The organism is Rhodobacter sp. CZR27 (assembly GCF_002407205.1).
In the GTDB taxonomy this organism is placed as follows: Bacteria; Pseudomonadota; Alphaproteobacteria; order Rhodobacterales; family Rhodobacteraceae; genus Cereibacter_A.
The window spans coordinates 550,057-571,407 of sequence record NZ_CP023549.1; the positions used below are offsets into that span (position 1 = coordinate 550,057).

Consider the following 21,351-nt stretch of genomic DNA (forward strand, 5'->3'; position numbering starts at 1 on the left):
TCCGCCTCGTCGTGCGGGCACGGGACTGACACCGGCCGAGCCGATGCCCGCCCCTCGTCGCGCGCCCGGCATTCCCCGTGCGGATCGACTTCCGGGTCCAGCGCGGCAGTGAAGCACCCTGAGCCGGGCGCCGACAGGAGCACGGGACGAGTCCCGATGAGGTCGGCCCGCCCCCTGAACGGATCGGGTCGGTCCTACCAGCAGGTGAAGCCGGCGTCGGCCACGACGGTGGTGCCGGTCATCAGGCTCGAGGCGTCGCATGCCAGGAAATGCACGACCGAGGCGATCTCGTCGGGCCTGCCCATGCGGTGCATCGGCGTGTCACGCAGCCAGACGTCGATCATCCCGTCGTTGTCGTGGCGATACATGGTCATCTCGGTCTCGATGTAGGTCGGGGCGACCGCGTTCACCCGCACGCCACGGTCGGCCCATTCGGCACCCAGCGACGAGGTCATCTGGTGCACCGCCGCCTTCGCCGCGTTGTAGTAGGTCTGCTTCTGCGGCCGGTTCGAGATGATGCCCGACATCGAGCCGATGTTGACGATCGCGCCGCTGCCGCGGGCCAGCATATCGCGGGCGAAGGCGCGATTGCACCAGAAGACGCCGTTGTAGTTGACGTCGTTCACGGCCAGCCAGTGCTCGTCCGTCACGTCCTCGGCCGCGACGCCCGATCGTGCGATGCCCGCATTGGCGACAAGGATGTCGACCTTGCCGTAGGTCGCCACCAGTTCGCGGGCGAGCGCCTCGACATCCTCGGAGCAGGTGACATCGAGCTGGCGCAGATCGACCTCGTGGCCAAGCTCGCGCATCCTGTCCTGCCCCTTTCGGCCGATCTCCATCGAGATGTCGGCGATCACGACCCTTGCCCCGAACTCGGCCAGCGCCTGAACGCAGCTCAGGCCGATGCCCTGGCCGCCCCCGGTCACCACGGCCACGCGGCCGTCGAGCCTGAACTTGTCGGCAAACATGATGAGTCCCCCCTCCCTTGCCTGGCAGATCGCCTGAACCCTGCCGGAATCAGCTGATGAACGGATGGCGCCCCGGCTGGTTGAACCTGGTGCGGCGCACCTCCAGCAGCTTCTCGATCTGCCCGGCATCGAACTCCCTCGCGCCGCCGTAGCCGGCTGCGAGGAAGACCACCTTCGCGTAGTAGTCGAGCGCCTCCATCTTGAAATAGGCGCTCTGGAGGTCGTGGCCGTAGCTCAGCGCGCCGTGGTTCTCGAGCAGGATGGCGTCGTGCCGTTCCAGCGCGGGAATGATGGCGTCGCAGAGTTCGCTGGTCGAGGGCAGACCGTAGGGCGTCAGCGGCACCTCTCCAAGGAACATCGTCGATTCCGGCATGATCTGCTGGGTCAGCGGCTTGCCGCAGATCGCATGGACCGTCGCATGAAGCGGATGGGCATGGACCACGGCGCGCACGTCCTCGCGGTGGTCATAGACGCACAGGTGCATCTTCATCTCGGTCGAGGGGCGATAGGGGCTGTCCTCCACGACCTCTCCTCGGCGGTCGATGCGGCAGATCATGTCGGGCGTCATGAAGCCCTTGGACACGCCCGTCGGCGTGCAGAGCACGGTGCCGTCATCCAGCAGGCACGAGATGTTGCCGTCATTGGCCGCCCCCATGCCCCGGTTGTAGGCCCGTCTGCCGATCTCGCAGATGAAGTCCCTCAGCTCGCGATGTTCCATGTCCCGGCGTCCCCTTTTGCCCGAGCAAAGCAGGCAATCGGAAACTAGTCAACATATAACCATCGAAAACAACAGAAGCGGACATATATCACTTGCCGTGGATCAGCGTGACACCCCGCGCACTGGTCTCGGCCATCCATGCGTCGGAGGGTTTGCGATCGGTGACGAGCAGGTCGATCGCATCGAGGTCGCAGACGCTGATCAGCCCGGTCTGGTCGAACTTGTCGCCATCCGCCAGCAGGCAGACGCGGCGGGCATGGGCAATGAAGGCGCGCTTCATGTCGGCATCGGGAAGGCTCGGATCCATCACGCCTTGCCGCAGGGACAGCGCCTTGCAGCTGATGAAGGCGATATCGGCCGTGAAGCGCCCGATCGCCTCGATCGCCATGTGGCCGGCAAGGGTCATAGACCGGTGCCTGAGCTCGCCCCCGGCCGAGATCACGACGTGGCGCTCGGCCAGCGGGCTGGCAAGGATGCGCACCGAATTGGTGATCACCGTCAGGTCGCGGCGCCGGGCAAGGGGGGTGAGCAACTCGAAGGCGGTGGAGGATGAATCGATCATCACCGCGGCGCCGTCGGTGACCAGTTCGGCCGCGAGGGCGGCGATCTTCCGTTTCTGTTGGATATTGGTGACCTGCCGGGTCGGATAGGGCAGGTCTTCGGGCTCGTCCCGGCTGGACGGGATCGCGCCGCCATGTGCCCGCGCGACACGGCCTTCGCGCTCGAGCTTCTGAAGGTCGCGCCGGATCGTTTCCTCGGACACGCTGAACTGCGTGCTGAGTTCCGAGACGAGCACGCGCTTGTCCCGGTCGAGGCTTTCGAGGATCAGGCGCTGGCGTTCTATGGCGAGCATGGCGCCCCTTTCAGCAGTCGTTCCAGATCGGCGTCGGGCGGATATTCCCGTGTCATGCCGGAATTTGCAATGAACCGCCGGGCGTTCGGCAGCGAATCCACGCGGCCCAGCCCGATGAGCTGGAACAGCGCATTGCCGGCGGCGCTGGCCTCGACGGGACCGGCAAGCACCGGCACGCCGAGACGGCTGGCCAGCAGGCTGCACAGGAAGCCGTCCTGCGCGCCGCCGCCGCCCAACCGCAAGGCGCGCCATGGCTCGCCGGCCAGCCGTGCCGCGGTGCCGAGCGCGGCGGCGGCCTGCTCGACCAGCCCGAGATAGAGCGCAAGGATCAGCTCCGCGTCCGTGCCCGCGGGTGTGTGGCCCGCTGCCTGCATCTGCCCGAAGGCGGCCGCTTGCATGTCCGCCGATGCCAGAAGGGCAGGGTCAGACGGGTCCAGCGCCACCGGAAGTCCTTTCTCAAGCGCCGCCCTCGCGGCGGCCGCCATGCTTGGAAAATCCGGCCGGGCGCCGCCGGGGGAGGCAAGCCCTGCCTGAAGCCGGCGCATCAGCAGAAGGCCGGGCAGGCTCCGCGTCACCAGCGCCCGGCCAGTGGCGCCGCCCTCGACCCCGAAGCCCGCGGTCAGCGCCTCCGCCGGCACTGCGGTCGCGGCGCATTCGAAGCCGACGACGTTCCAGCTGCCAGCGATCATGAACGCCTCGGTCGGGCCGAGCGGAAGGGCATAGACCGCGCTGGCCGTGTCGTGCCCTGCGACCGTGACCACCGGCACCGGACCGAGGCCACTTGCAGCGGCCAGGGCCGGCCGCAGCGGACCCAGCAGACTGCCCGGTTGCGCGATGGGGCCGAAAAGCCGGCGCGGCAGGCCCGTCGCGTCAAGGATCTCGTCGCTCCAGCGGTCGAGCCGGCGGTCGTGCAGACCCGAGGTCCGCGCCAGCGTCAGTTCGTTCACGGCGCATCCGGTCAGGTGATGCGACGCCAGCTCTGCGATCATCAGCAGCCGTTCGGCCCGCCCCAGCAGGTCCGGGCGGTCCGACCGCTCGGCGATCAGTTGGAAGAGGGTGTTGCCGGCCAGGATCTGCCCCTCGGTGATCCGCGCGATCCGGTCAAGGGGAAGCGGCGAGGCGTCCAGCCCCCGCTGCGAGCGCGGGTGGCGATAATGCACAGGCGCGGCCAGCAGTCGCCCCTCGGGACCGACCAGCCCGTAGTCCAGCCCCCAGCCGTCGACGCCGATCGAGGCAACGCGAAGCCCACGCGTCGCAGCCTGCGCCGCGGCGGCCGCCAATCCCGCCTCGAGGTTCGAAAACAGCCTTGGCGCGTCCCAGTGCGGACCCTCCGGCCCCCCGGTTTCCAGACCGGGAAAGCGTAGAAGCTCCTCGAGATCCAGCCAGTCGTTGCGCAGCGTGGCCAGCATGGCCCGGCCGCTGCCCGCCCCGAAGTCGAAGGCGAGGCAGCAGAGGGGCAGGGCAGGGTCGGCGGCATCCGACATTCGCTAGCATCTCCCGAGCCGAGGATCTTCGCCCGAGACTTCCGCAATCCGTTGGACTTGTCCACGAACTTCAGTCGCCGGAATTCCGGAATTGTGGGTGTATGTGGAGTGGTGAGGATTCTGAGGAAGGGCGGCCTGCCGCTTCAGCGGGCAGCGCTTCGCGCCCCGGCAGCCGTGACCGACGCGGTGGGAAGCTGTCGCCCGGATATTCGATCAACGGGTCGGTGGCGGCGCTAGTCCGCGCGAGCCGCCGACCGTGAGAACGTCTTGCCCGGGGTCCGCACCGAGGCGCTCGACGCGCCGCGGCAGGCGCTGGCCAGAGGCGGGCCGCCGACCGCGGTCGCGGCGGCGGCCCGCGCGGGTGCGGCGGCCATTGCCCTCACGCCGCCCGGCCTATTTCCGTAGGCCGGCGTTCGGCCATCCCGATACCGGCGCCATCGGTGTGGCGATCGGGACGGCCGTTCTGGTGCAGGAGGCGACGGACATGGGGTCCCGACGCTCAGAACGTCGCCGCGTTGACGAGCAGATGCGTTCCCACCGCGGCCACATATCCGAGGCCGATGGCCCAGGTCCATCTCAGGTGCGACAGGAAGGTGTAGCCGTCCTTCGCCTGTCCCATCAGTGCGACGCCCGCGGCCGAGCCGATCGAGAGCATCGAGCCGCCGACCCCGCAGGTGAGCGTGATGAGAAGCCATTGCCCATGCGACATGTCGGGGTCCATCGTCAGGACGGCGAACATCAGCGGGATGTTGTCGACGACGGCCGAAAGGGCGCCGACGATGATGTTGGCATAGGTCGGGCCGAGATCGGCATAAAGCAGCTCCGATGCCAGCGCGAGATAACCCATCACCCCAAGCCCGCCGACCGCGAAGATGATCCCGAAGAAGAACAGCAGCGTGTCCCACTCCACCCGCTGGATCTGGCTGAAGCTGTCGAGCACCATGTCCTCGTCGGCTCGCCGGGCGCCGTTGCGCTTGAGGAAATAGGCCCAGATCTGGAGGTAGCCCAGGCCGAGCATCATGCCGAGCGCGGGAGGCAGGTGCAGGAAGTTCTTGAAGCTGACGGCCGTCACGATGGTCAGGGCGAAAAGGACCGCCACGCCGAGGGTGCCGGGCTTGGCGCGGACCCGCTCGTGCTGCGGGGTGGGGCGCCCCTGCGGCACCGCGAAATACATGATGCCGGCCGGCACGAGCCAGTTGACCAGCGAGGGCAGGAAGATCGCGAAGAAGTCGAGGAACTCGAGCTTGCCCTTCTGCCAGACCATCAGCGTGGTAATGTCGCCAAACGGCGTGAAGGCGCCGCCCGCATTGGACGCGACCACGACCGAGATGCAGCCGAGCGTCACGAACCGCTTCGACTCGGAGCCGAGGGCGAGGATGACGGTGCCCATCACGAGGGCCGTCGTCAGGTTGTCGAGTATGCCCGACAGCACGAAGGCCAGCGCGCCCGTCAGCACGAAGAGGCCACGGTAGCCGAGGCCGAGCCCTACCAGCTTCGCCCGCAGCACCTGGAAGCCGCGCCGCTCCTCGAGCGTGTTCACATAGGTGATCGCGACGAGAAGGAACAGGAACAGCTCGCCATATTCCTCGATGATGTGGGCGGCGAACTCGCGCGTCTCGTGTCCGTGGCCGGCCATGGTGTAGGCGATGCCGATGAGCATCCAGATCAGGCCGGCGGCCAGCATGACGGGCTTGGACTTGCGGAGATGGGTGACCTCCTCGAACACCACGAGGACGTAGGCGCTCAGGAAGATGATGACAGAGAGGATCCCCGCCCAATGGGTGGTCAGATCAAGCATGGAGGATGCGCCTTTCGCGGGGGCTGGAAGGAGAAGGGGTCGGAAGGCAGGGCTTCGCGCCTGCGGCGGGGCGGGCGCCGGGCCGCCCGCGACGGCCGGCGGCCCCTCGGGCTGCAGGGGCCGGGGCGCGCGTCGCGTCCTGGCGCGTCCGGTCAGTCATAGGAGATCTCGATCTCGATCCGGCGGTTCTGCGCGCGGCCCTCCTCGGTCGCATTGTCCGCGATCGGATCGGATTCGCCGCGGCTCACCGCCGTGATCTGGTCGGCATTGACGGCCCCGCTCTGCACCAGTTCCCGGCCCACGCTGGCCGCGCGCGCGGCCGCCAGCGCCATGTTGTCCCGGAAGGCCCCGCCGGAGATCGGGACGTCGTCGGTATGGCCGGTGATCACGATCTTGCGGCCGGGTCGATCCGTCGAAGCCGCGATGGTCGCCATCACGGCCCGCGCCTCGCCGGAAAGCTCGTCCGAGCCCGAGGTGAAGGAGCCGCCCGCACCGACGCGCACGAGCACCTTGCCGTCGAGATGCTCGACCTTGATCAGGCCCTGCTCGATCTCGGCCTCGAGCGCGTTCTTCAGGACCAGCGAGTCCATCTCGGCGCGCACCGCCTTGCGCAGTCCGGCGCCCTCGTCGCCGCCCGACCCGGTGCTTTCGGTTCCGGCTCCCGTGGCCTGCCCTTCCAGCGGCTTGCTGGCGCCCGGCGCGGATTCGGTGCCCGGGTCCCCCTCGACCGGGGCGAGCTCGATTCCCGCGGCCTTGGCGATGGCGCCGGCCAGCGCCTGCGCCGCCTGGGGGCCCTGCGCCTCGGGAAGCTTGATGACCACGCCGCCCGAGGCGGACTGCACCTCGATCCTGCCCTGTTCCATCGCCTTCGCAAGCGCGGCAGCCACCTGATCGGCCGCTTCCTTCCCCGGCGCGGAGGCCGTGCTGCCGGAGTCGTTCGGACCGCCCGTGTCCGATCTCTCATCGGGCTCGCCGCCGTCCGGATCGGCCGGAGGAAGCCCGATCTCGATGACCGTATCGCCGGAGGTCTCCTGAAGGACCCTCTGGAACCCGAACGTCTCGCGCATCGACCCGGCCATCTTGCTGAACGACGGCTCGTCGAACTTGGCAAAGCCCAGGATCAGCACGAAGAACGCCATGAGGTTGGTCGCGATGTCCGCAAAGGTCGCCAGCCAGGCCGGCGCCCCGACCGGGGGACATTTCGGGCACTCGTGGTCGTCGTCATCGTCGTCCGGGACAGGCGGCTGGAAGCGGACGACCTTGGGTTTCGCGGCCATCCCGTCACGCCGCCTTGCGCTTCAGCTGCTGCTTGCGGTCCAGGGCGCAGATCATCTGGTCCTCGATCACGCGCGCGCTCTCGCCGCGCGCGATCCCCCGCAGCCCCTCGATGACCAGCTCGCGATAGGTCACCTCGTCCGCGGAATAGCCTTCGAGCTTGTTCAGGATCGGGCCGAAGATCACGTTCGCGATCAGCGCGCCATAGAGCGTGGTGAGCAGCGCCACCGCCATCGCCGGGCCGATCGACTTCGGGTCGGACATGTTGCCCAGCATCAGCACCAGACCGATGAGCGTGCCGACCATTCCCATCGCGGGGCCGATGTCCACCCAGGCCTTGATCGCGCCCTGGTAGGCCTCGTGGCGCGCCTTCATCGCCTTGATCTCGTATTTCATCTGCTTGACGAGCTTCGCCTCGTCGCCGCCGTCCACGATGATCTGCAGGCCCTTCTCGAAGAAGGGATCGGGAACGGGCTTGCCCTCGAGGGCCATCACCCCGTCCTTCTTGGCGATGTTGGAAAGCTCGACCATCCTGGAGATGACCTCGTCGGTGTCGAAGCGCGTCGGCTTGAACACCTTGGCCATGGCCCGGAAGTGACCGAAGAATACCGGAAGCGGCTTCATGGCGAGGACCACGAAGAAGGTGCCGCCGAAGACGATGATCACCGACGGGATGTCCACGAAGGGCATCACCCCGCCGGCGTAGACCATCGAGCCGATGATCATGACGATGGCACCCGCCAGACCAACGATCGCTGCGATCTCCATGCGCCTACCTCGCCGTTTCACTTCCGCCCGGATATGCAAGAGCCATGCCGGGCCGCCTCGCATCGTCGGGATGCGGCCCTTGCGCGAACGGATCGCGGGTATTCGTCCGGGCAGGGGCAACCCCCGCCGGGACGCGGCCCGGCTCCGGCAGGGCCGGTTGCCACGACCTTCGGATGCCGGAGGGTGGTGCGCGCTTGCGGGCGCGGCCTGCGCGAGGGTTCGCCCTTGCGGGACATGGATTGTCCGCGATCCCGGCGGGGAAGGGGCTTCTGCCGGCCGGCGCAGGCCTTGCGGGCCGTGAGGTTCATCCTGCCTTTCGACAAGCCGCCAATGCAAAAGCCGCCGCGCAGCGTCGTGACGCGCAGGCGGGTCGGATGGCGATGTTGCTGTGTCCCGCTGGGCCGTGCGGCCATCCTGTGATCACCCACATTGCCGGATCGGATGACGCTTCCAGTGGTCCCGTCGCTTTCGGCGCCTGCGGCTTTCGGGCACGACTGCCGGCCGCGACGCGGGAAATCCTGCTGAAGGGCAGGCGAAGGCAGGGTGCCTGCCGCGGTCGGGCGACCGCGGCAGGCGTCTTGATCAGTGGGCCGAGGCCGCGGCGGCGCCGATGCCGGTCTCGGACCGGACCTGCTGGGCCAGGAAGCCGGCACGGTCCACGTTGCCGCGGACGCTGCGGTCGAGCACCGAGAACAGCCAGATCCCCACGAAGCCCGCGGTCATCGAGAACAGCGCAGGCGAGGTGTAGGGGAACGGAGCCGACCCCTTCTCGTAGCCCAGCGTGGCTTCCCAGACCGACGGCGACAGAACCGTCAGCACCACCGACACGATCAGGCCGATGAAGCCGCCGATGACCACGCCGCGCGTCGTGCAGCCCTTCCAGAGCACCGACAGGAACAGCACCGGGAAGTTCGCCGACGCCGCGATGGCGAAGGCCAGCGACACCATGAAGGCGATGTTCTGCTTCTCGAACACGATGCCGAGCGCCACCGCCAGCACGCCGAGTGCGAGCACCGTGTAGCGCGAGACCTTGAGTTCGGCGTCGCTGCCCGCCTTGCCCTTCTTGACGACCGTCGCATAGATGTCGTGCGACACCGCCGAGGCACCGGCCAGCGTCAGGCCCGCCACCACCGCGAGGATGGTCGCGAAGGCCACGGCCGAGATGAAGCCGAGGAACAGGTTGCCACCCACGGCATTGGCCAGATGGATCGCGGCCATGTTGTTGCCGCCGACCAGCGCGCCGGTCTCGTCGACGAAGCCCGGGTTGGTCAGCACGAAGGTGATGGCGCCGAAGCCGATGATGAAGGTCAGCAGGTAGAAGTAGCCGATCCAGGTGGTCGCCCACATCACCGACTTGCGCGCTTCCTTCGCGCTCGGCACGGTGAAGAAGCGCATCAGGATGTGCGGAAGGCCCGCGGTGCCGAACATCAGCGCCATGCCGAACGAGATCGCCGAGATCGGGTCGGTGATGAACTTGCCCGGCCCCATGATCGACTGCCCGGCTGCCGCGGCTGCCTCTGGACTGGTATCCGGTGTCTGCGTGGCGAGCTGGGTCTTGACCTCCACCGCGGCGGCGAAGAACCGCTCGAGGCTGAAGCCGTACTGCGCCATCACCATGACGGCCATGAAGGTCGCGCCGCCCAGCAGCAGGCAGGCCTTGATGATCTGCACCCAGGTCGTGGCCGTCATGCCGCCGAACAGCACGTAGACCATCATGAGGCCGCCGACGATGACCACGGCCATCCAGTATTCGAGGCCGAAGAGCAGCTTGATGAGCTGGCCCGCGCCGACCATCTGCGCGATCAGGTAGAAGGCCACGACGACGAGGGTCGAGACGGCGGCGAACATCCGCACCGGCGTCTGGGCGAAGCGGAAGGCCGCCACGTCCGCGAAGGTGAACTGGCCGAGGTTGCGCAGCCGCTCCGCCATGAGGAAGGTGAGGATCGGCCAGCCGACGAGGAAGCCGATGGAGTAGATCAGCCCGTCGAAGCCCGAGGCCATCACCGCCGCCGAGATCCCGAGGAACGAGGCGGCGGACATGTAGTCGCCGGCGATGGCAAGGCCGTTCTGGAAGCCGGTGATGCCGCCGCCGCCGGTGTAGAAGTCAGCCGCCGACTTGGTCTTGGAGGCCGCCCACTTGGTGATGAAGAGCGTGGCGAGCACGAAGATCGCGAACATGCCGATGGCGGTATAGTTCGTGGCCTGCTTCTCGACGTTGCCCATGTCGGGGCCGGCGGCAAGCGCCAGCGTCGGCAGGGCGAGCAGTGCGGCCATGCCGGCTGCGGGGACGAGCCCAGGGAAGGATGCCAACCTGCTCACCGCAGCACCGCCCGGCGGACCTGCTCGGTCAGCTCGTCGAACTCGCTGTTGGCCTTCACCACGTAGTAGGCGGTGACGACGATGGTGAAGACGATCACCCCGAAGCCGACCGGGATGCCCCAGGTGATCACGCTGTCGCCGATGCGGGTCGCCAGCACCTGCTTGTCAAAGGCGATCAGCGAGATGAAGCCGTAGTAGACGACCATCATCGCTGCCGTCAGCCACCAGCCGAGACGCGACCTGCGCGCCTTCAGCGCCCTGTAGTTCGGATCGGCAGCGATCCGATCCACCATGTTCAATTCCATCTGAGATCCTCTTTTTCCACCCTAAAGTGCGCGTTTCGCTCTCGACTCGGGAAGCTGCCCGCGATGGACGAAGCCGTGCAGTCATCGTTCCCCGGGGATCTCTTGAGGTGAATGGACGGCGCTTCCCAACGATCCGCCACACGCAGTGGCGTGCCCCCGTCGGTCCCCTTGTCGCGCCTCATCCGGTTCCTCTCCCCCTGAGCAGGCCGCCGCCCCGACGTTCTGCGCGACGGATTCGGAACCTGCACTATGCACCTAAGACAGAAAGTTGCTTTACAGACAATGCATTTGTTTGTAAATTTCGTTGACAAGCGGCGGGGCCGACCGGCGGCAAGCACCGGCATGGCCGGGCCGGGCACCGAGAGTCACGGCTCAAGAGGGTGAGGTCCGGGTTCTCTGTCGTCAGGAGGGTCCGGTCCGGCCGGGCGCGTCGGCGCGTGCCTTCAAGGGCTTGCGGGGAGCCGGGACGGCTGCGGGCCGGGGGCGTGTCTTGCGGACGCGCGAAAGCGGGCCCGCTGAACGCAAACGGCCGCAGTCCGGTTGAACCGGTCTGCGGCCTCGCCATCGCCGGTCATGAGGCCCGCGCTGGCTTGTATACTTCCTACGACCTTCGGATCAGGGTCGCGATGCGACAAAAGGTTGTGGCCGGGTAGGGCGGCCATGCCGGGTGGCGTATCGTCCGGCGTTTCCCGCGACCCGGGACAGCTGCGCATCGCCGTCCCGGCCACGGATCGTCATGCCGGCGGAACCTCTCCCGCCTGCGCCCAGGCCATCGCGCGCTGCATGTCCTCGGGGCTGAAGGTTCGGGCCTCGACCGGCAGCAGCGGGTCCATGAGGTTGATCATCGCCCCAGCCCAGGCCGGCGGCCCGACCACCGCATAGCGCCGGACATGCCGCAACGATCGCATCTGGGCGATCAGCGACAGCGGATCGGCCATCGCGCCCACCGTCGCCCCGCCATAGTCGCGGAGGTCCACCAGCACGTCGACCACCTCCTCGGTGTCGAAGGCACGGTCGAGCGTTGCTGCCATGCCGTGGATGGCGCGGCGATCGATCCGCCCGGAGACGGTAAAGGCAAGGAAGTTCGCGCGTCCGGTCGGAAACGGGACGATGGAGCCGGGGGCCGACCGCGTTCCGTAATGACGGACGACGGCCGCCGCGAGGCAGGCGCCGGCCGCGGCAAGAAGCAGCGCGCCTCGGCCGGTCAACCTGAGCGATCCTGCAGCGCGGGCCATGTCAGTGCGACTCCCTGCGAGGCCCGGCGCTGATCACGGCGGTCGCCGACGCCGGGCCGATGTCCTGCATGGCCCCGCGCGGGGTGCAGCGGATGTGCGTTCGACCACTCAGGGCCGGCAGATCGATCTGAAACCTGTTCACGCGCGAGCACATCCTGCCTGGCCTCCTGTCTGGTTCAGGTCTCAAACCGCGGGTGGGGGCCAATGTTCCAGGCGGGGAGGCGTGGGGGACCGACCGCTCCCCGGGCGCCGATCCCGGTATCCGGTGCCCGCACCTCCGGCTGCGGCGCTTCCGGGGCGCATCTCTCCGGAAGCGGCAGCACGCCGGTGCAGCGGCGCGGCGCGGAGTGCGGCCGGGTTCCTGTCCAGCCCCGCGCGCCCCGCGTCAGGGACGGCTCTCGGGACTGCGTCGCCAGAGCGCCCAGCCACCGCCCAGCATCAGAGCGCCCCAGAGAAGGAATCCCAGATCCCACCAGATCCATTGCTCCCGCGGCACGGTCTCGTTGACGTGGTGCAGCCCGAGGATGTGGTGATTCACCAGACCCTCCACCACGTTGAAGAGGCCGAAGCCCATCAGCAGTGTCGCGACGAGAGGTCGGACACCCCAGCGCACATGCGTTCTGCGCGCGGCCCGCCAGAGCAGCGCGAAGCCCCCCAGCGTGAAGAGGTAGGTGCCGAGGTGGAAGAGCCCGTCGAGCGTGGTGTTGAGTCTCAGGTTCCCGAGGCTGTCGGCCGGGTAGCCCGCGCTCGTCGCCATGTGGTGCCACTGCAGGATCTGGTGCAGCAGGATGCCGTCGAAGAAGCCGCCGAGCCCAAGGCCGAGCAGGATGCCCGCCGCCAGGGGAAAGGCTGCGGGCTGCGGCCCGCTCCGTGACCGGAGGGTCGGCGCGGGCGACGGTTTTCGGCTCATGGGTGGAAGACCTTCCTGCTTGATCCGCTGTCCTGCCGCGGGTCCGGCGGCGGCAGGGCTGCCCGCGCCGGCCTCCGGCTCTCGCTCCACGGGCAGGCTTGGAACCTGCGGAACCGCACGGGGTTCCGGGCAATGCCGGGGCGGGGAGGCCGGATCGGCGGCTGTCCTGAACTGGCACGGTTCCTGCACCGCCTTTAGTCACGAAGAGGGGAGGCCTGATGCATCTCGCCACGACGATCGCCTTCATCGGCGGCATGGCCGCCACGACGGGCGCCCTGATCATCGGGACCAATCGCCGGCCCATCCCTTCGCCGCCCGGTCTTCCGACCGTCGCCCGCCTCTGGCGGCGATGGGAGCCACCGGCATTCGAAGGCAAGGCTGTGGGCGTGGGACATGAGGGTGCTGGACTTGGGGATCTTCGCGCCGAATGGGACCCGGATGCCGTCGCGTCACCCGGCAAGGATGCAGGAAGACCCGCCCGAACGGGATCGAGCGCGCCCGACTGACCGTATCGCCGTGCCCCATCCGAAAGGAGCCAAGATGTCCTGCAGGTCCTGCCGTGTCATCCGGCGCAACGTGATTGGCCAGGCCCTGGGCGTCATCGCCCTCTGGGAGATGTCCGGTGCCGCGCCGCTGGTCGGGGGGGACATGGTCTGGCGGGGCCTGCTCTGTGCGGCAATGGGGATGCTGCTGCTGTCGGTGATGCTCGGGATGCGTCAGATGCTTGCCCGCTGGCGCGGCTGAAGGTGCGCCGTCCTGCTATACGGCGATCCTGCGATCCTGCGGTCCTGCGATCCGGCATGACCGCAGCGGACAGGATGGGAAGCCTTTTCCCGGTGCGCCGCCTCTCGCAGGACGGAAATGCCCGATGCCGGCGGCCGCCCGCCGGGCGGATTACTGCGCTGCTGGAAACCGGCACTGGACCCTCGCCGCCCGATCAGGTGCCGCGCCCCGTTGAAAGCGCTTTGAACTCCGGTCACCGGCGCGGCGGCTGTCGTCAGGCCCCGGCCGCCGGATGGTGACAGGGACCGGCCTACATAGCCATGCGGGGGCCGGGCGACGCCGGCCCCAACGGCCTAGAACACCTCGTCCACCGGCAGACCCAGCGCCATGCGGCCGGCATATTCGGCCTGCGGCCCGGGCTGCATCGGATGGAAGCGCGCGCCCTGCAGGTCGCGGAAGCGGCGCTCCAGCCCGGCGCTGCGGAAGAAGGCCGCCCCGCCGACCGCCTCGAGCGCCAGATCCCCGACGGCCAGCGCATGACGGGCCACGAGGTTCCTGCCCATCATGACCCGGTTCACTGTCTCGGCCGAGGGCGCATTCTCCGCCACCGCCGCAAGCATGCCGCCCAGAGCGAGTTCGGCACCCATGAGCTCGGTATCCATCCGGCCGACCACCGGCGCGACCTGGGGCGCGGACTTCCGGCGCGCCAGCGCGATCGCGTCGTTGCGGGCAGTCTCGGCGATGCCTGCATAGACGGAATAGATCAGCGGCAGGGCGATCGTCGCGATGATCTGGAAGGCGGGATGCCATGCGCCCGCCCGGCGGCGCAGCGCCACCCCAGCCTCTGGCACCACATGGCCGTCGATCATCACGTCATGCGAGCCCGAGGCGCGCATCCCGAGCGTGTGCCAGGTGTCGAGGACGCGGACCTGCGGCGATGACAGCGGCACCGCGAAATGCAGGACCTCGTCATGGGCCCCGTCGCGGCCCTTCAGGATGGCGCCGGTCATCAGCAGGTCCCCCACCGGCGCGGCAGAGCAGAAGACCTTGCGCGCGCGGATGCGGTATCCGCCCTCCACGGCCACTGCCTCTCCGCCCCCGGCGATCCAGTCCGATCCGCCGGTCGACACAAGGACCAGCCGCTCGGCGGCGACACGCTTCAGAAGGGGCTCCACCGCGGTGGCACCCTGATGGCGCCAGCGCCATGCCGGGATCGCCACCTGATGCGTGTGCATCGCCAGCGCCAGTGCGGTGGAGCCGCAGTGCCGCCCCAGCGTGCGCAGCATCAGCGCAAGCTCTGCGGGCTCCGCGCCACCGCCGCCGAGTTCGGCCGGCACTCCGGCCTCGAGCAGCCCCGCCTGCTTCAGGTCGCGGAAGTTCTCGGCCGCGAAGCCATCGGTGTCGTCAAGGGCCGCGGCTCGCGCGGCGAAGATCTCGCCGAGCGCCTCCGCCCTTGCCACGTAGCCGCGCGGTGCGCTGATCTGTTCGAATACGGTCATCTTCGCTCCTCCCGTTCAAGATGGTGCGGACATGATCCGCAGCAGGGGAGAATCGATCCAGTCACGGAACTGTACTGGACCCGCCCGGCGTCAAGGCGCATCATTGCCGCGGCTCTTGCGTCCCGGAGGCAGCGATGACGTCCTCCTACGGTCAGTTCTGTCCCATCTCCATGGCCGCCGAGGTCGTCTGCACGCGCTGGACCGTGCTGGTGATCCGCGAGCTTCTGTGCGGCTCCACCCGGTTCAACGACCTCAGGCGCGGCGTGCCGCGGATGTCTCCCACGCTGCTGTCCAAGCGCCTGAAGGAGCTGGAGCTTCTGGGAGTGATCCGGGTCGAGCCGACCGCGCAGCCCGGCATCAGCGACTATGTCCTGACCGAGGCCGGCGAGGCGCTGCGGCCGCTGGTGATGGGGCTGGGTACCTGGGGCTATCGCTGGATGGAATCGACGCTGTCGCTGCGCAACCTCGATCCGACGCTGCTGATGTGGGACATGCACAGGCGGATCGACGCCCGCCCGTTTCCGGCCGGCCGCTCCACGATCCAGTTCGTCTATCCCGAATTGCCCGAATCACATCGCGACTACTGGCTGGTGATCGAGGACGGGACGCCCGAGGTGTGCTGGGTGGACCCGGGCTACGAGATCGACCTCTGGGTGCGCTGCCCGCTGTCCACGATGACGGCGGTGTGGATGGGATATTCGACCCTGCGGGCCGAGATCGCCGCCGGGACCATCGAGGTGGACGGCAATCCTGCACTTGCCCGGAGCATGCCGGTCTGGCTCGGCCTCAGCGTCTTCGCCAAGCCGCTTGATCCGGATGGGATGGACGAGGCCCGCAACCCGCGGCGACGCGGTCCCGCTGCGGGACCCGCCGCGGCGGCGGGGCCGGCAGGGCGCTAGCGGCGCAGGTCCAGCAGCAGGCGCCCCGACAGGAAGGCGATCCCGAGCGCGCAGATGGCGAGGATCGTCCAGTTCGGCGGCCAGACGTTGGTCGCGAAGATGCCGAACAGGCCCCAGATCACCGCGCCGGAATAGGTGGGCGTGTCCCGCCGCAGCGTCAGGATCCCGAGGCTGACCGCGAGCGCGAGCCCCAGCGCCACCACGGCCGCCGTGTTGGCCTCCACCAGCCCGTAGCCCGCCAGCAGAAGTCCGGTCGAAACGCAGGAGGCGGCCGTCAGCCACCCGGCGAAAAGCCCGATGGGCGCGCGCTGCCACCAGTAGTCGTCCGCTCCCGCCTGCACCAGAGCTGCGGCCGCCCCGATCAGCATGAGCCAGATCAGCACCGTCGCCCAGAACGGGGAGACGTTCGCCACGGGGATCCAGAAGGCGCCGATCGCCATGCTGGCGATCAGGGGCAGGCGCATCTCGTCCCACGATTCGTCGTCGGCGCGGCGCACCACGCCAAAGCCGGCGCCCAGGATCAGCCAGAGGTAGATCACGCCCCAGATGGCGAAGGCAAAGCCTGCCGGCTGCACCGGCGGATCGACCTGGGGAACGGGAAACTGGTAGGGCGTGAAGCCGCGAAAGCCCTGCGTGGCCAGCGGCGAGGCGCCGAAGGCAAGGGCGGCAATGAACGTCAGGACAGCCTTCATCAAGGACAACATCGGACCACTCGCATTCGGACGGTTCGGGCGCAGGCTACAGGCTCGTGCGCGGAAACGCCATGCGGCGGCGGCAACTTCGATGCCTTCGCGATGCCGCCCGGCGCCGCGTCGGCTCGCCCGGTCTCTCGGGCACGGACGCAGCGACACTCGATGCGCCGCAACGGATGCGCACGGGCCGCGGCGCCGCTCGGCATGACCCTCCAACGAAAGCGGGTGTTCCGCCAGATGCCGGGCGGTCACGGGGTCAGACGCCAGAACTCCGCGATCCGCCGGACGGCACAGAGGCCGGCATCGTTGATGTGAGCCGCCTCGAACCCGCAGCTTTCGGGATCGCCATCGGCGTCGATGGGAACAGCATGGCCGAGGGACCCGAGCGTCCAGGTCTCCAGCCGCAAGTTGCCTTCGTCGTCCAGATAACGCTCCCGCGTGGCCGAGCCGAAGGCGCGTTGCTCGTCGGCGATGGCATCGATGCCCTGCACGGCGGGCCATTGCTCGGTCAGTTCGCGAAGATTGGCGGGATCGACGGTCGGGTCGGCCGCGCCCTGCCAGAGCGAGACCAGCGGCCATCGCGCGGGCGCCTGTCCGGCCGCATCCAGCACGAAACCGGCCCATTCCTCCGCGTCGCGGTCCGTCCTGTCGATGCCGCCGATACCACAGGCATAGGCTGCGTCGGCACCATCCGCGGCGGCGCCGTGGTGATACCAGGTCCAGAAGAAATCGAAGGTGCTGACCGGACGGTTGCAGCCGTAGGGCAGGCCGGCCAGGATCGCGCCTCCGGCGAACCGATCGGGATGATTGGCCATCATCACGGCTGTCATGGCGCCTCCGGCGGACAGCCCCAGGATGAAGACCCGCCCGGGATCGACCTTCTCGCTCTCGATGGCCGCCTCGATCATCGACAGGATCGAGGCGCTTTCCCCCTGGCCCGGACGGTTGTCGCCGGCGTCGTACCAGCGGAAGCACCGCCGGGCCATGTTTCGGGGTTGCTGCTCCGGGAGCAGGAGGACGAAGGGAACCTCTTCGGCCAGGGCCGCAAGGCCGGTTTCGTCGTCGAAGCCCGCGGCGGACTGGGTGCAGCCGTGCAGGGCCACCACCAGCGGCAGGCCCGGCCGGATCCCGGCCGGACGATGCAGATACATCCGGAGAGCGCCGGGATTGTCGCCGAAGTCCTGCACCGGTTCGAGCGCGAGGGCCGGCCCACCCGCGCCGAGGACGGCGGATACGGCGGCCGGTAGCAGCAGGGCGGAAAGCCTTGCAAGGATCGGCCGTTGAACCGCAGCCATGCCCTCGTCCTTTCCGCACCGATTCCCTGACGGTCGGATGGTGGCATTGCGCTGCCCGTCCGCCTACCCGGTCCGTCGCAACCTGCAGGCGACATGCCGACGCGGCAGGATTGACCGGATGGGGCAGGGCCTTCCCGACAGGGAACAGGCGGCGGGCGCCCGGATCGTGCGAAAATCTTCACACAGAACTCCGCCGGAATTCACGGATCCTAAAGGATAGACGGCTCTATCTGTTGTGTGGCTTGCGGCGTGGACGTCGGCGCTGCCATGTTCGCATCAGGTTATGGCCGCATGCGGTTCGGGCCGGCGACGGAAATGTCACGCCCCCCGCAGCCTCGGGCCGGCCTGTCATTTCCCGCTCCGCCCCCTTTGCGTCCTGACCTGACCCGCCGGGCCGGCTGTCCGGCCCGTCCTGAGAGTATGAAGTGCGAGGACCCCGACGGAACATGAGACTTACCATCAAGCGCAAACTGACCGCCGCCTTCCTGCTGGTCTTCATCCTGGCCGGCACCTCGACCCTCGTCGGCATTCGCGACCTCCGTGAGGCCAACCGCATCCTTGACGAGGTGGTGAACGTTCAGGCGCAGCGCGTTCACGGTGTCGACCTGCTCGAGTTGCAGCAGACCGAGTTCAACGTGGTGCTGCGCGACTACGTGGCCGCACGGACACCCGGGGAGCGCACGGCACTGAAGGCCGAGATCACGGCGCTGCGGGAACAGATGACGCAGAGCATCGAGTCCCTGACGGCGCTGGCCGACGATCGCGGGCGGACGATGATCGCGGCCTACAGCGTGGCGCGGGACAGGGCGCGGGAGATCAACAACCGGGTCTTCGACCTGGCGGACCGGGGCCAGACCGACGAGGCCACGCAGCTTCTGGCGACCGAATCGCGCGACGGGATGCGCAGGCTGGCGGCGGCACTGAAGCCGTTCCGGGACCTCTACGGCGCCGAGATGGAGGCCGCGAGCGTGGCGGCGGAGGCCAATCTCTCGGCCTCGATCCTCAACCTGTCGCTGCTGTCGCTCGGGGCGCTCGTCCTGGGTTCGCTGGCCGCCATCTGGATCGTGTCGTCGATCGGCCGCGGTCTGGCCAAGGCGCTCGACATCGCGCAGCGGATGGCGACGGGCGACCTGTCGGCCAGGCCGGACACGAAGGGCAGCGACGAGATCGCGGCGCTTCTGCAAGCGGTTGACGGGATGGTGGTGAAGCTGCGGGACGTCGTGGGCAGCGTGACCCGCACGACACGGCAGGTCTCGTCGGGTAGTGCCGGCATGGCCGCCACCTCCGAGGAGCTGTCGCAGGGCGCCAGCGAACAGGCCTCCGCCACCGAGGAAGCCTCGGCCTCGGTCGAGCAGATGGCGGCCAACATCCGGCAATCGGCCGAGAATGCGGAACAGACCGAGAGCATGGCGAAGCGGTCGGCCGAAGATGCCCGCCTTTCGGGCAAGGCCGTCGCAGAGGCCGTCTCGGCCATGCAGTCGATCGCGGAACGCATCCTCGTCGTGCAGGAGATCGCGCGCCAGACCGACCTGCTCGCGCTCAACGCGGCGGTGGAGGCCGCGCGCGCCGGCGAGCATGGCCGGGGGTTCGCCGTGGTGGCCGCCGAAGTGCGCAAGCTGGCCGAGCGGAGCCAGACCGCCGCGACCGAGATTGCTGCCCTCTCGTCGGGCACGTCGCGCGCAGCTTCCACAGCGGGCGACATGCTCGAGCGGCTGGTGCCGGACATCGAGCGGACGGCGGCGCTGGTCTCCGCGATCTCGGTTGCGTCGAGGGAATTGTCGGCGGGGGCGCAGCAGGTCGCCATCGCGATCCAGCAGCTTGATCAGGTGACCCAGCAGAACGGGGCCGCCGCCGAGGCGCTGGCCTCGGCCGCCGGGCTGCTGGCATCGCAGGCCGAGGAACTGGAAGCGACAACGGCCTTCTTCCGCATCGGCCATGCCGCGGAGACGGCAACCGCCGCTCCGGTCGAAGCCCCGCCGGCGGGGCGGCCGCGGGCGACGGCGAAGCCGAAACTGGCTGTGGTCGCCCCCGACGGCGGCTTCCAGTTCGACCTCGGCTCGGCGGATCCCGCCGATGATCTGGACGTGCATTTCAGGCGGCAGAGCGGATCCTGAGGGCCCCCGCGGCATCCGTCCACTGTGGATCTGCATGCCAGGGTGTCATCCGATCCGCGCGATGCGGGCGACACCGACCCTTCCCTTGCCGGTGAAGCCGGGGTGCCGGCCGCTTGCGCGGTGGGCGGCCAGGCACCTGGCCCGGATCCGGCACCCCGGCGAGTGACCGGCACACCATCACCCCCCCCCCCGCATTTCCTTTTCGACAGGTGCCGCCTCCGGAACACTTCCCGTCTGCCTGCCGTTGAGCGCCACGGTGACCGCCGGCCGCATCCGGCCTGTCGGTCCGGGGCCCTGGGGGAACGATGCAGAACGAACGAATTGGCCAGCCGCCTCCTCTGGCCCCCGTCGCGGACCTGGCCGAGGATCCCGCCGTGGCGGCGGAGCTGCTCCGCCTCAACCATCTGTCGGCAATCCGCAGGCTTCTCGGGCTGATCCTGCTGGTGATCGTCATCATGGGGCTCTACTTTGCCCGCGACGTGATCCTGCCGCTGATGGTCGGCCTCCTGCTCGCGCTGACGCTGAGCCCCGTGGTGCGGGCGCTCCAGCGCATCGGGATCTCGCCCCCGGTGACGGCAACGGCGCTGATCATCGTCGTGTCGGCGGTGATCCTTGTCGGAGGATTCCTCCTCAGCGGGCCGGTGGCCGAATGGATCAACCAGGCGCCCCGTCTGGGCGACCAGTTGCGCGAGCGGGCCAAGGCGCTCCTCGCCTCGTTCGAGGCCGTGCAGAATGCCACGGAGCAGGTGTCGGAACTTGCCGGCGATGCCGAGGATCCCGCGGTGCAGCGCGTCGCCGTGGAATCGCCCGGCATCCTCAGCACCGCGGTGGGCAGCGTGGCGCAGGTGGTCACGACGACGATCGTGACGCTGGTCCTCGGGCTGTTCCTGCTCGCCTCGGGCGATCTGTTCTACATCAAGCTGATCGAGGCCTTCCCCCGCTTCGGCGACAAGAAGAAGGCTCTGCGGATCGTCTACGGGATCGAGCGGCGCGTGTCGCGCTACCTGCTGTCGGTCACCCTCATAAACTTAGGGCTCGGCGTCGTGATCGGCCTTGCGATGTGGGGCGCCGGCATGCCGAGCCCGGTGCTCTGGGCGGTCGGTGCCTTCGTGTTGAACTTCCTGCCCTACATCGGGGCGGTCGCGGGGGTCGCGCTGTCGGGGGCGGTGGCCCTCGTGCATTTCGAGCACCTCTCGCAGGCGCTGCTGGTTCCGGCGCTCTACCTGACGGCGACCAGCATCGAGGGTCAGGTGGTGACGCCGATCGTCCTTGGCCGGCGGCTGGAGCTGAACACCGTGTCCGTGTTCGTCACGGTCATCTTCTGGGGCTGGCTCTGGGGCATTGCGGGGGCGCTGATCGCGGTGCCGTTCCTCGTCTGCCTCAAGGTGGTCTGCGACAACGTCGAGGCGTTGCACGTGCTTGGAAATTTCCTTGGCGCGCGCGATCCGCTTCCCGATCTGGAGACAGAACCGGCCGCATGACGGAACCACGGGCGT

Annotated in this window: 19 protein-coding genes; 5 read left to right on the forward strand and 14 right to left on the reverse strand. The window is 68.6% G+C overall.

Annotated features, from left to right (window positions below):
- Window positions 1–194: 194 nt before the first annotated feature.
- The 4 genes from CK951_RS18635 to CK951_RS18650 form a co-directional block, all read right to left on the reverse strand.
- A complete protein-coding gene (locus tag CK951_RS18635; RefSeq protein WP_096787711.1) occupies window positions 195–968 on the reverse strand; it encodes an SDR family NAD(P)-dependent oxidoreductase in 774 nt (257 codons plus the stop codon).
- Window positions 969–1,017: 49 nt separating this feature from the next.
- The gene (locus CK951_RS18640; protein WP_096787712.1) at window positions 1,018–1,686 is read right to left on the reverse strand and encodes a class II aldolase/adducin family protein; all 669 of its coding nucleotides are present in this window, start codon (window positions 1,684–1,686) and stop codon (window positions 1,018–1,020) included.
- Window positions 1,687–1,774: 88 nt separating this feature from the next.
- Window positions 1,775–2,539: a DeoR/GlpR family DNA-binding transcription regulator gene (locus CK951_RS18645; protein WP_096787713.1), complete on the reverse strand. Its 765-nt coding sequence runs from the start codon at window positions 2,537–2,539 to the stop codon at window positions 1,775–1,777.
- Entirely contained in the window at window positions 2,527–4,023 is a 1,497-nt protein-coding gene (locus CK951_RS18650; protein WP_096787714.1) for a rhamnulokinase family protein, read from the reverse strand. Before CK951_RS18650 ends, CK951_RS18645 begins: the two co-directional genes overlap by 13 nt.
- A 267-nt stretch (window positions 4,024–4,290) precedes the next feature.
- Between CK951_RS18650 and CK951_RS21215 the strand changes: the two genes are divergently transcribed.
- Window positions 4,291–4,428: a hypothetical protein gene (locus tag CK951_RS21215; protein ID WP_157764669.1), complete on the forward strand. Its 138-nt coding sequence runs from the start codon at window positions 4,291–4,293 to the stop codon at window positions 4,426–4,428.
- Between the two features lie 94 nt (window positions 4,429–4,522).
- On the opposite strand, the gene nhaD is transcribed toward CK951_RS21215, so the two are convergent.
- The 7 genes from nhaD to CK951_RS18685 all read right to left on the reverse strand — a co-directional run bounded on the left by nhaD (window position 4,523) and on the right by CK951_RS18685 (window position 12,633).
- Window positions 4,523–5,821: a sodium:proton antiporter NhaD gene (gene nhaD / locus CK951_RS18655; RefSeq protein WP_096787715.1), complete on the reverse strand. Its 1,299-nt coding sequence runs from the start codon at window positions 5,819–5,821 to the stop codon at window positions 4,523–4,525.
- A 152-nt stretch (window positions 5,822–5,973) separates the two neighbouring features.
- Window positions 5,974–7,098: an OmpA family protein gene (locus tag CK951_RS18660; RefSeq protein WP_096787716.1), complete on the reverse strand. Its 1,125-nt coding sequence runs from the start codon at window positions 7,096–7,098 to the stop codon at window positions 5,974–5,976.
- A gap of 4 nt (window positions 7,099–7,102) precedes the next feature.
- Entirely contained in the window at window positions 7,103–7,864 is a 762-nt protein-coding gene (locus CK951_RS18665) for a motility protein A (RefSeq protein ID WP_096787717.1), read from the reverse strand.
- A gap of 582 nt (window positions 7,865–8,446) precedes the next feature.
- A complete protein-coding gene (locus CK951_RS18670) occupies window positions 8,447–10,138 on the reverse strand; it encodes a cation acetate symporter (RefSeq protein WP_096787718.1) in 1,692 nt (563 codons plus the stop codon).
- Between the two features lie 41 nt (window positions 10,139–10,179).
- The gene (locus CK951_RS18675; protein ID WP_096787719.1) at window positions 10,180–10,488 is read right to left on the reverse strand and encodes a DUF485 domain-containing protein; all 309 of its coding nucleotides are present in this window, start codon (window positions 10,486–10,488) and stop codon (window positions 10,180–10,182) included.
- Between the two features lie 734 nt (window positions 10,489–11,222).
- Window positions 11,223–11,723 carry an STAS/SEC14 domain-containing protein gene (locus CK951_RS18680; RefSeq protein ID WP_096787720.1) on the reverse strand — a complete coding sequence of 167 codons (501 nt, stop codon included), beginning with the start codon at window positions 11,721–11,723 and terminating at the stop codon, window positions 11,223–11,225.
- 385 nt (window positions 11,724–12,108) lie between these two features.
- On the reverse strand, window positions 12,109–12,633 hold the full coding sequence (locus tag CK951_RS18685) for a DUF2243 domain-containing protein (protein WP_096787721.1): 525 nt from the start codon (window positions 12,631–12,633) through the stop codon (window positions 12,109–12,111).
- 540 nt (window positions 12,634–13,173) lie between these two features.
- Between CK951_RS18685 and CK951_RS18695 the strand changes: the two genes are divergently transcribed.
- Window positions 13,174–13,377, forward strand: a complete 204-nt coding sequence (locus tag CK951_RS18695; RefSeq protein WP_096787723.1) for a hypothetical protein — start codon at window positions 13,174–13,176, stop codon at window positions 13,375–13,377.
- A 332-nt stretch (window positions 13,378–13,709) separates the two neighbouring features.
- On the opposite strand, the gene CK951_RS18700 is transcribed toward CK951_RS18695, so the two are convergent.
- Window positions 13,710–14,855, reverse strand: coding sequence for an acyl-CoA dehydrogenase family protein (locus tag CK951_RS18700; protein ID WP_096787724.1), 1,146 nt, complete (start codon window positions 14,853–14,855; stop codon window positions 13,710–13,712).
- Window positions 14,856–14,989: 134 nt separating this feature from the next.
- On the opposite strand from CK951_RS18700, the gene CK951_RS18705 reads away from it, so the two are divergent.
- Window positions 14,990–15,754, forward strand: coding sequence for a helix-turn-helix domain-containing protein (locus CK951_RS18705; protein WP_198402476.1), 765 nt, complete (start codon window positions 14,990–14,992; stop codon window positions 15,752–15,754).
- Here CK951_RS18705 and CK951_RS18710 read toward each other — a convergent pair.
- Window positions 15,751–16,446: a hypothetical protein gene (locus tag CK951_RS18710; RefSeq protein ID WP_232520744.1), complete on the reverse strand. Its 696-nt coding sequence runs from the start codon at window positions 16,444–16,446 to the stop codon at window positions 15,751–15,753. The two genes, CK951_RS18705 and CK951_RS18710, sit on opposite strands and share 4 nt — an antisense overlap.
- A 248-nt stretch (window positions 16,447–16,694) precedes the next feature.
- Window positions 16,695–17,741, reverse strand: a complete 1,047-nt coding sequence (locus tag CK951_RS18715; RefSeq protein ID WP_096787725.1) for a PHB depolymerase family esterase — start codon at window positions 17,739–17,741, stop codon at window positions 16,695–16,697.
- A gap of 446 nt (window positions 17,742–18,187) precedes the next feature.
- On the opposite strand from CK951_RS18715, the gene CK951_RS18720 reads away from it, so the two are divergent.
- Both CK951_RS18720 and CK951_RS18725 read left to right on the forward strand, forming a co-directional pair.
- Window positions 18,188–19,855: a methyl-accepting chemotaxis protein gene (locus CK951_RS18720; RefSeq protein WP_096787726.1), complete on the forward strand. Its 1,668-nt coding sequence runs from the start codon at window positions 18,188–18,190 to the stop codon at window positions 19,853–19,855.
- A 305-nt stretch (window positions 19,856–20,160) separates the two neighbouring features.
- Window positions 20,161–21,336: an AI-2E family transporter gene (locus tag CK951_RS18725; protein ID WP_096787727.1), complete on the forward strand. Its 1,176-nt coding sequence runs from the start codon at window positions 20,161–20,163 to the stop codon at window positions 21,334–21,336.
- Window positions 21,337–21,351: the final 15 nt, after the last annotated feature.

What these genes read in the sequence shown, in the direction of transcription:
- CK951_RS18635 (WP_096787711.1), bottom strand. Translation starts at nt 968, where the DNA reads ATGTTTGCCGACAAGTTCAGGCTCGACGGCCGCGTGGCCGTGGTGACC.
- CK951_RS18640 (WP_096787712.1), bottom strand. Translation starts at nt 1,686, where the DNA reads ATGGAACATCGCGAGCTGAGGGACTTCATCTGCGAGATCGGCAGACGG.
- CK951_RS18645 (WP_096787713.1), bottom strand. Translation starts at nt 2,539, where the DNA reads ATGCTCGCCATAGAACGCCAGCGCCTGATCCTCGAAAGCCTCGACCGG.
- CK951_RS18650 (WP_096787714.1), bottom strand. Translation starts at nt 4,023, where the DNA reads ATGTCGGATGCCGCCGACCCTGCCCTGCCCCTCTGCTGCCTCGCCTTC.
- nhaD (WP_096787715.1), bottom strand. Translation starts at nt 5,821, where the DNA reads ATGCTTGATCTGACCACCCATTGGGCGGGGATCCTCTCTGTCATCATC.
- CK951_RS18660 (WP_096787716.1), bottom strand. Translation starts at nt 7,098, where the DNA reads ATGGCCGCGAAACCCAAGGTCGTCCGCTTCCAGCCGCCTGTCCCGGAC.
- CK951_RS18665 (WP_096787717.1), bottom strand. Translation starts at nt 7,864, where the DNA reads ATGGAGATCGCAGCGATCGTTGGTCTGGCGGGTGCCATCGTCATGATC.
- CK951_RS18670 (WP_096787718.1), bottom strand. Translation starts at nt 10,138, where the DNA reads ATGGCCGCACTGCTCGCCCTGCCGACGCTGGCGCTTGCCGCCGGCCCC.
- CK951_RS18675 (WP_096787719.1), bottom strand. Translation starts at nt 10,488, where the DNA reads ATGGAATTGAACATGGTGGATCGGATCGCTGCCGATCCGAACTACAGG.
- CK951_RS18680 (WP_096787720.1), bottom strand. Translation starts at nt 11,723, where the DNA reads ATGGCCCGCGCTGCAGGATCGCTCAGGTTGACCGGCCGAGGCGCGCTG.
- CK951_RS18685 (WP_096787721.1), bottom strand. Translation starts at nt 12,633, where the DNA reads ATGAGCCGAAAACCGTCGCCCGCGCCGACCCTCCGGTCACGGAGCGGG.
- CK951_RS18695 (WP_096787723.1), top strand. Translation starts at nt 13,174, where the DNA reads ATGTCCTGCAGGTCCTGCCGTGTCATCCGGCGCAACGTGATTGGCCAG.
- CK951_RS18700 (WP_096787724.1), bottom strand. Translation starts at nt 14,855, where the DNA reads ATGACCGTATTCGAACAGATCAGCGCACCGCGCGGCTACGTGGCAAGG.
- CK951_RS18705 (WP_198402476.1), top strand. Translation starts at nt 14,990, where the DNA reads ATGACGTCCTCCTACGGTCAGTTCTGTCCCATCTCCATGGCCGCCGAG.
- CK951_RS18710 (WP_232520744.1), bottom strand. Translation starts at nt 16,446, where the DNA reads ATGAAGGCTGTCCTGACGTTCATTGCCGCCCTTGCCTTCGGCGCCTCG.
- CK951_RS18715 (WP_096787725.1), bottom strand. Translation starts at nt 17,741, where the DNA reads ATGGCTGCGGTTCAACGGCCGATCCTTGCAAGGCTTTCCGCCCTGCTG.
- CK951_RS18720 (WP_096787726.1), top strand. Translation starts at nt 18,188, where the DNA reads ATGAGACTTACCATCAAGCGCAAACTGACCGCCGCCTTCCTGCTGGTC.
- CK951_RS18725 (WP_096787727.1), top strand. Translation starts at nt 20,161, where the DNA reads ATGCAGAACGAACGAATTGGCCAGCCGCCTCCTCTGGCCCCCGTCGCG.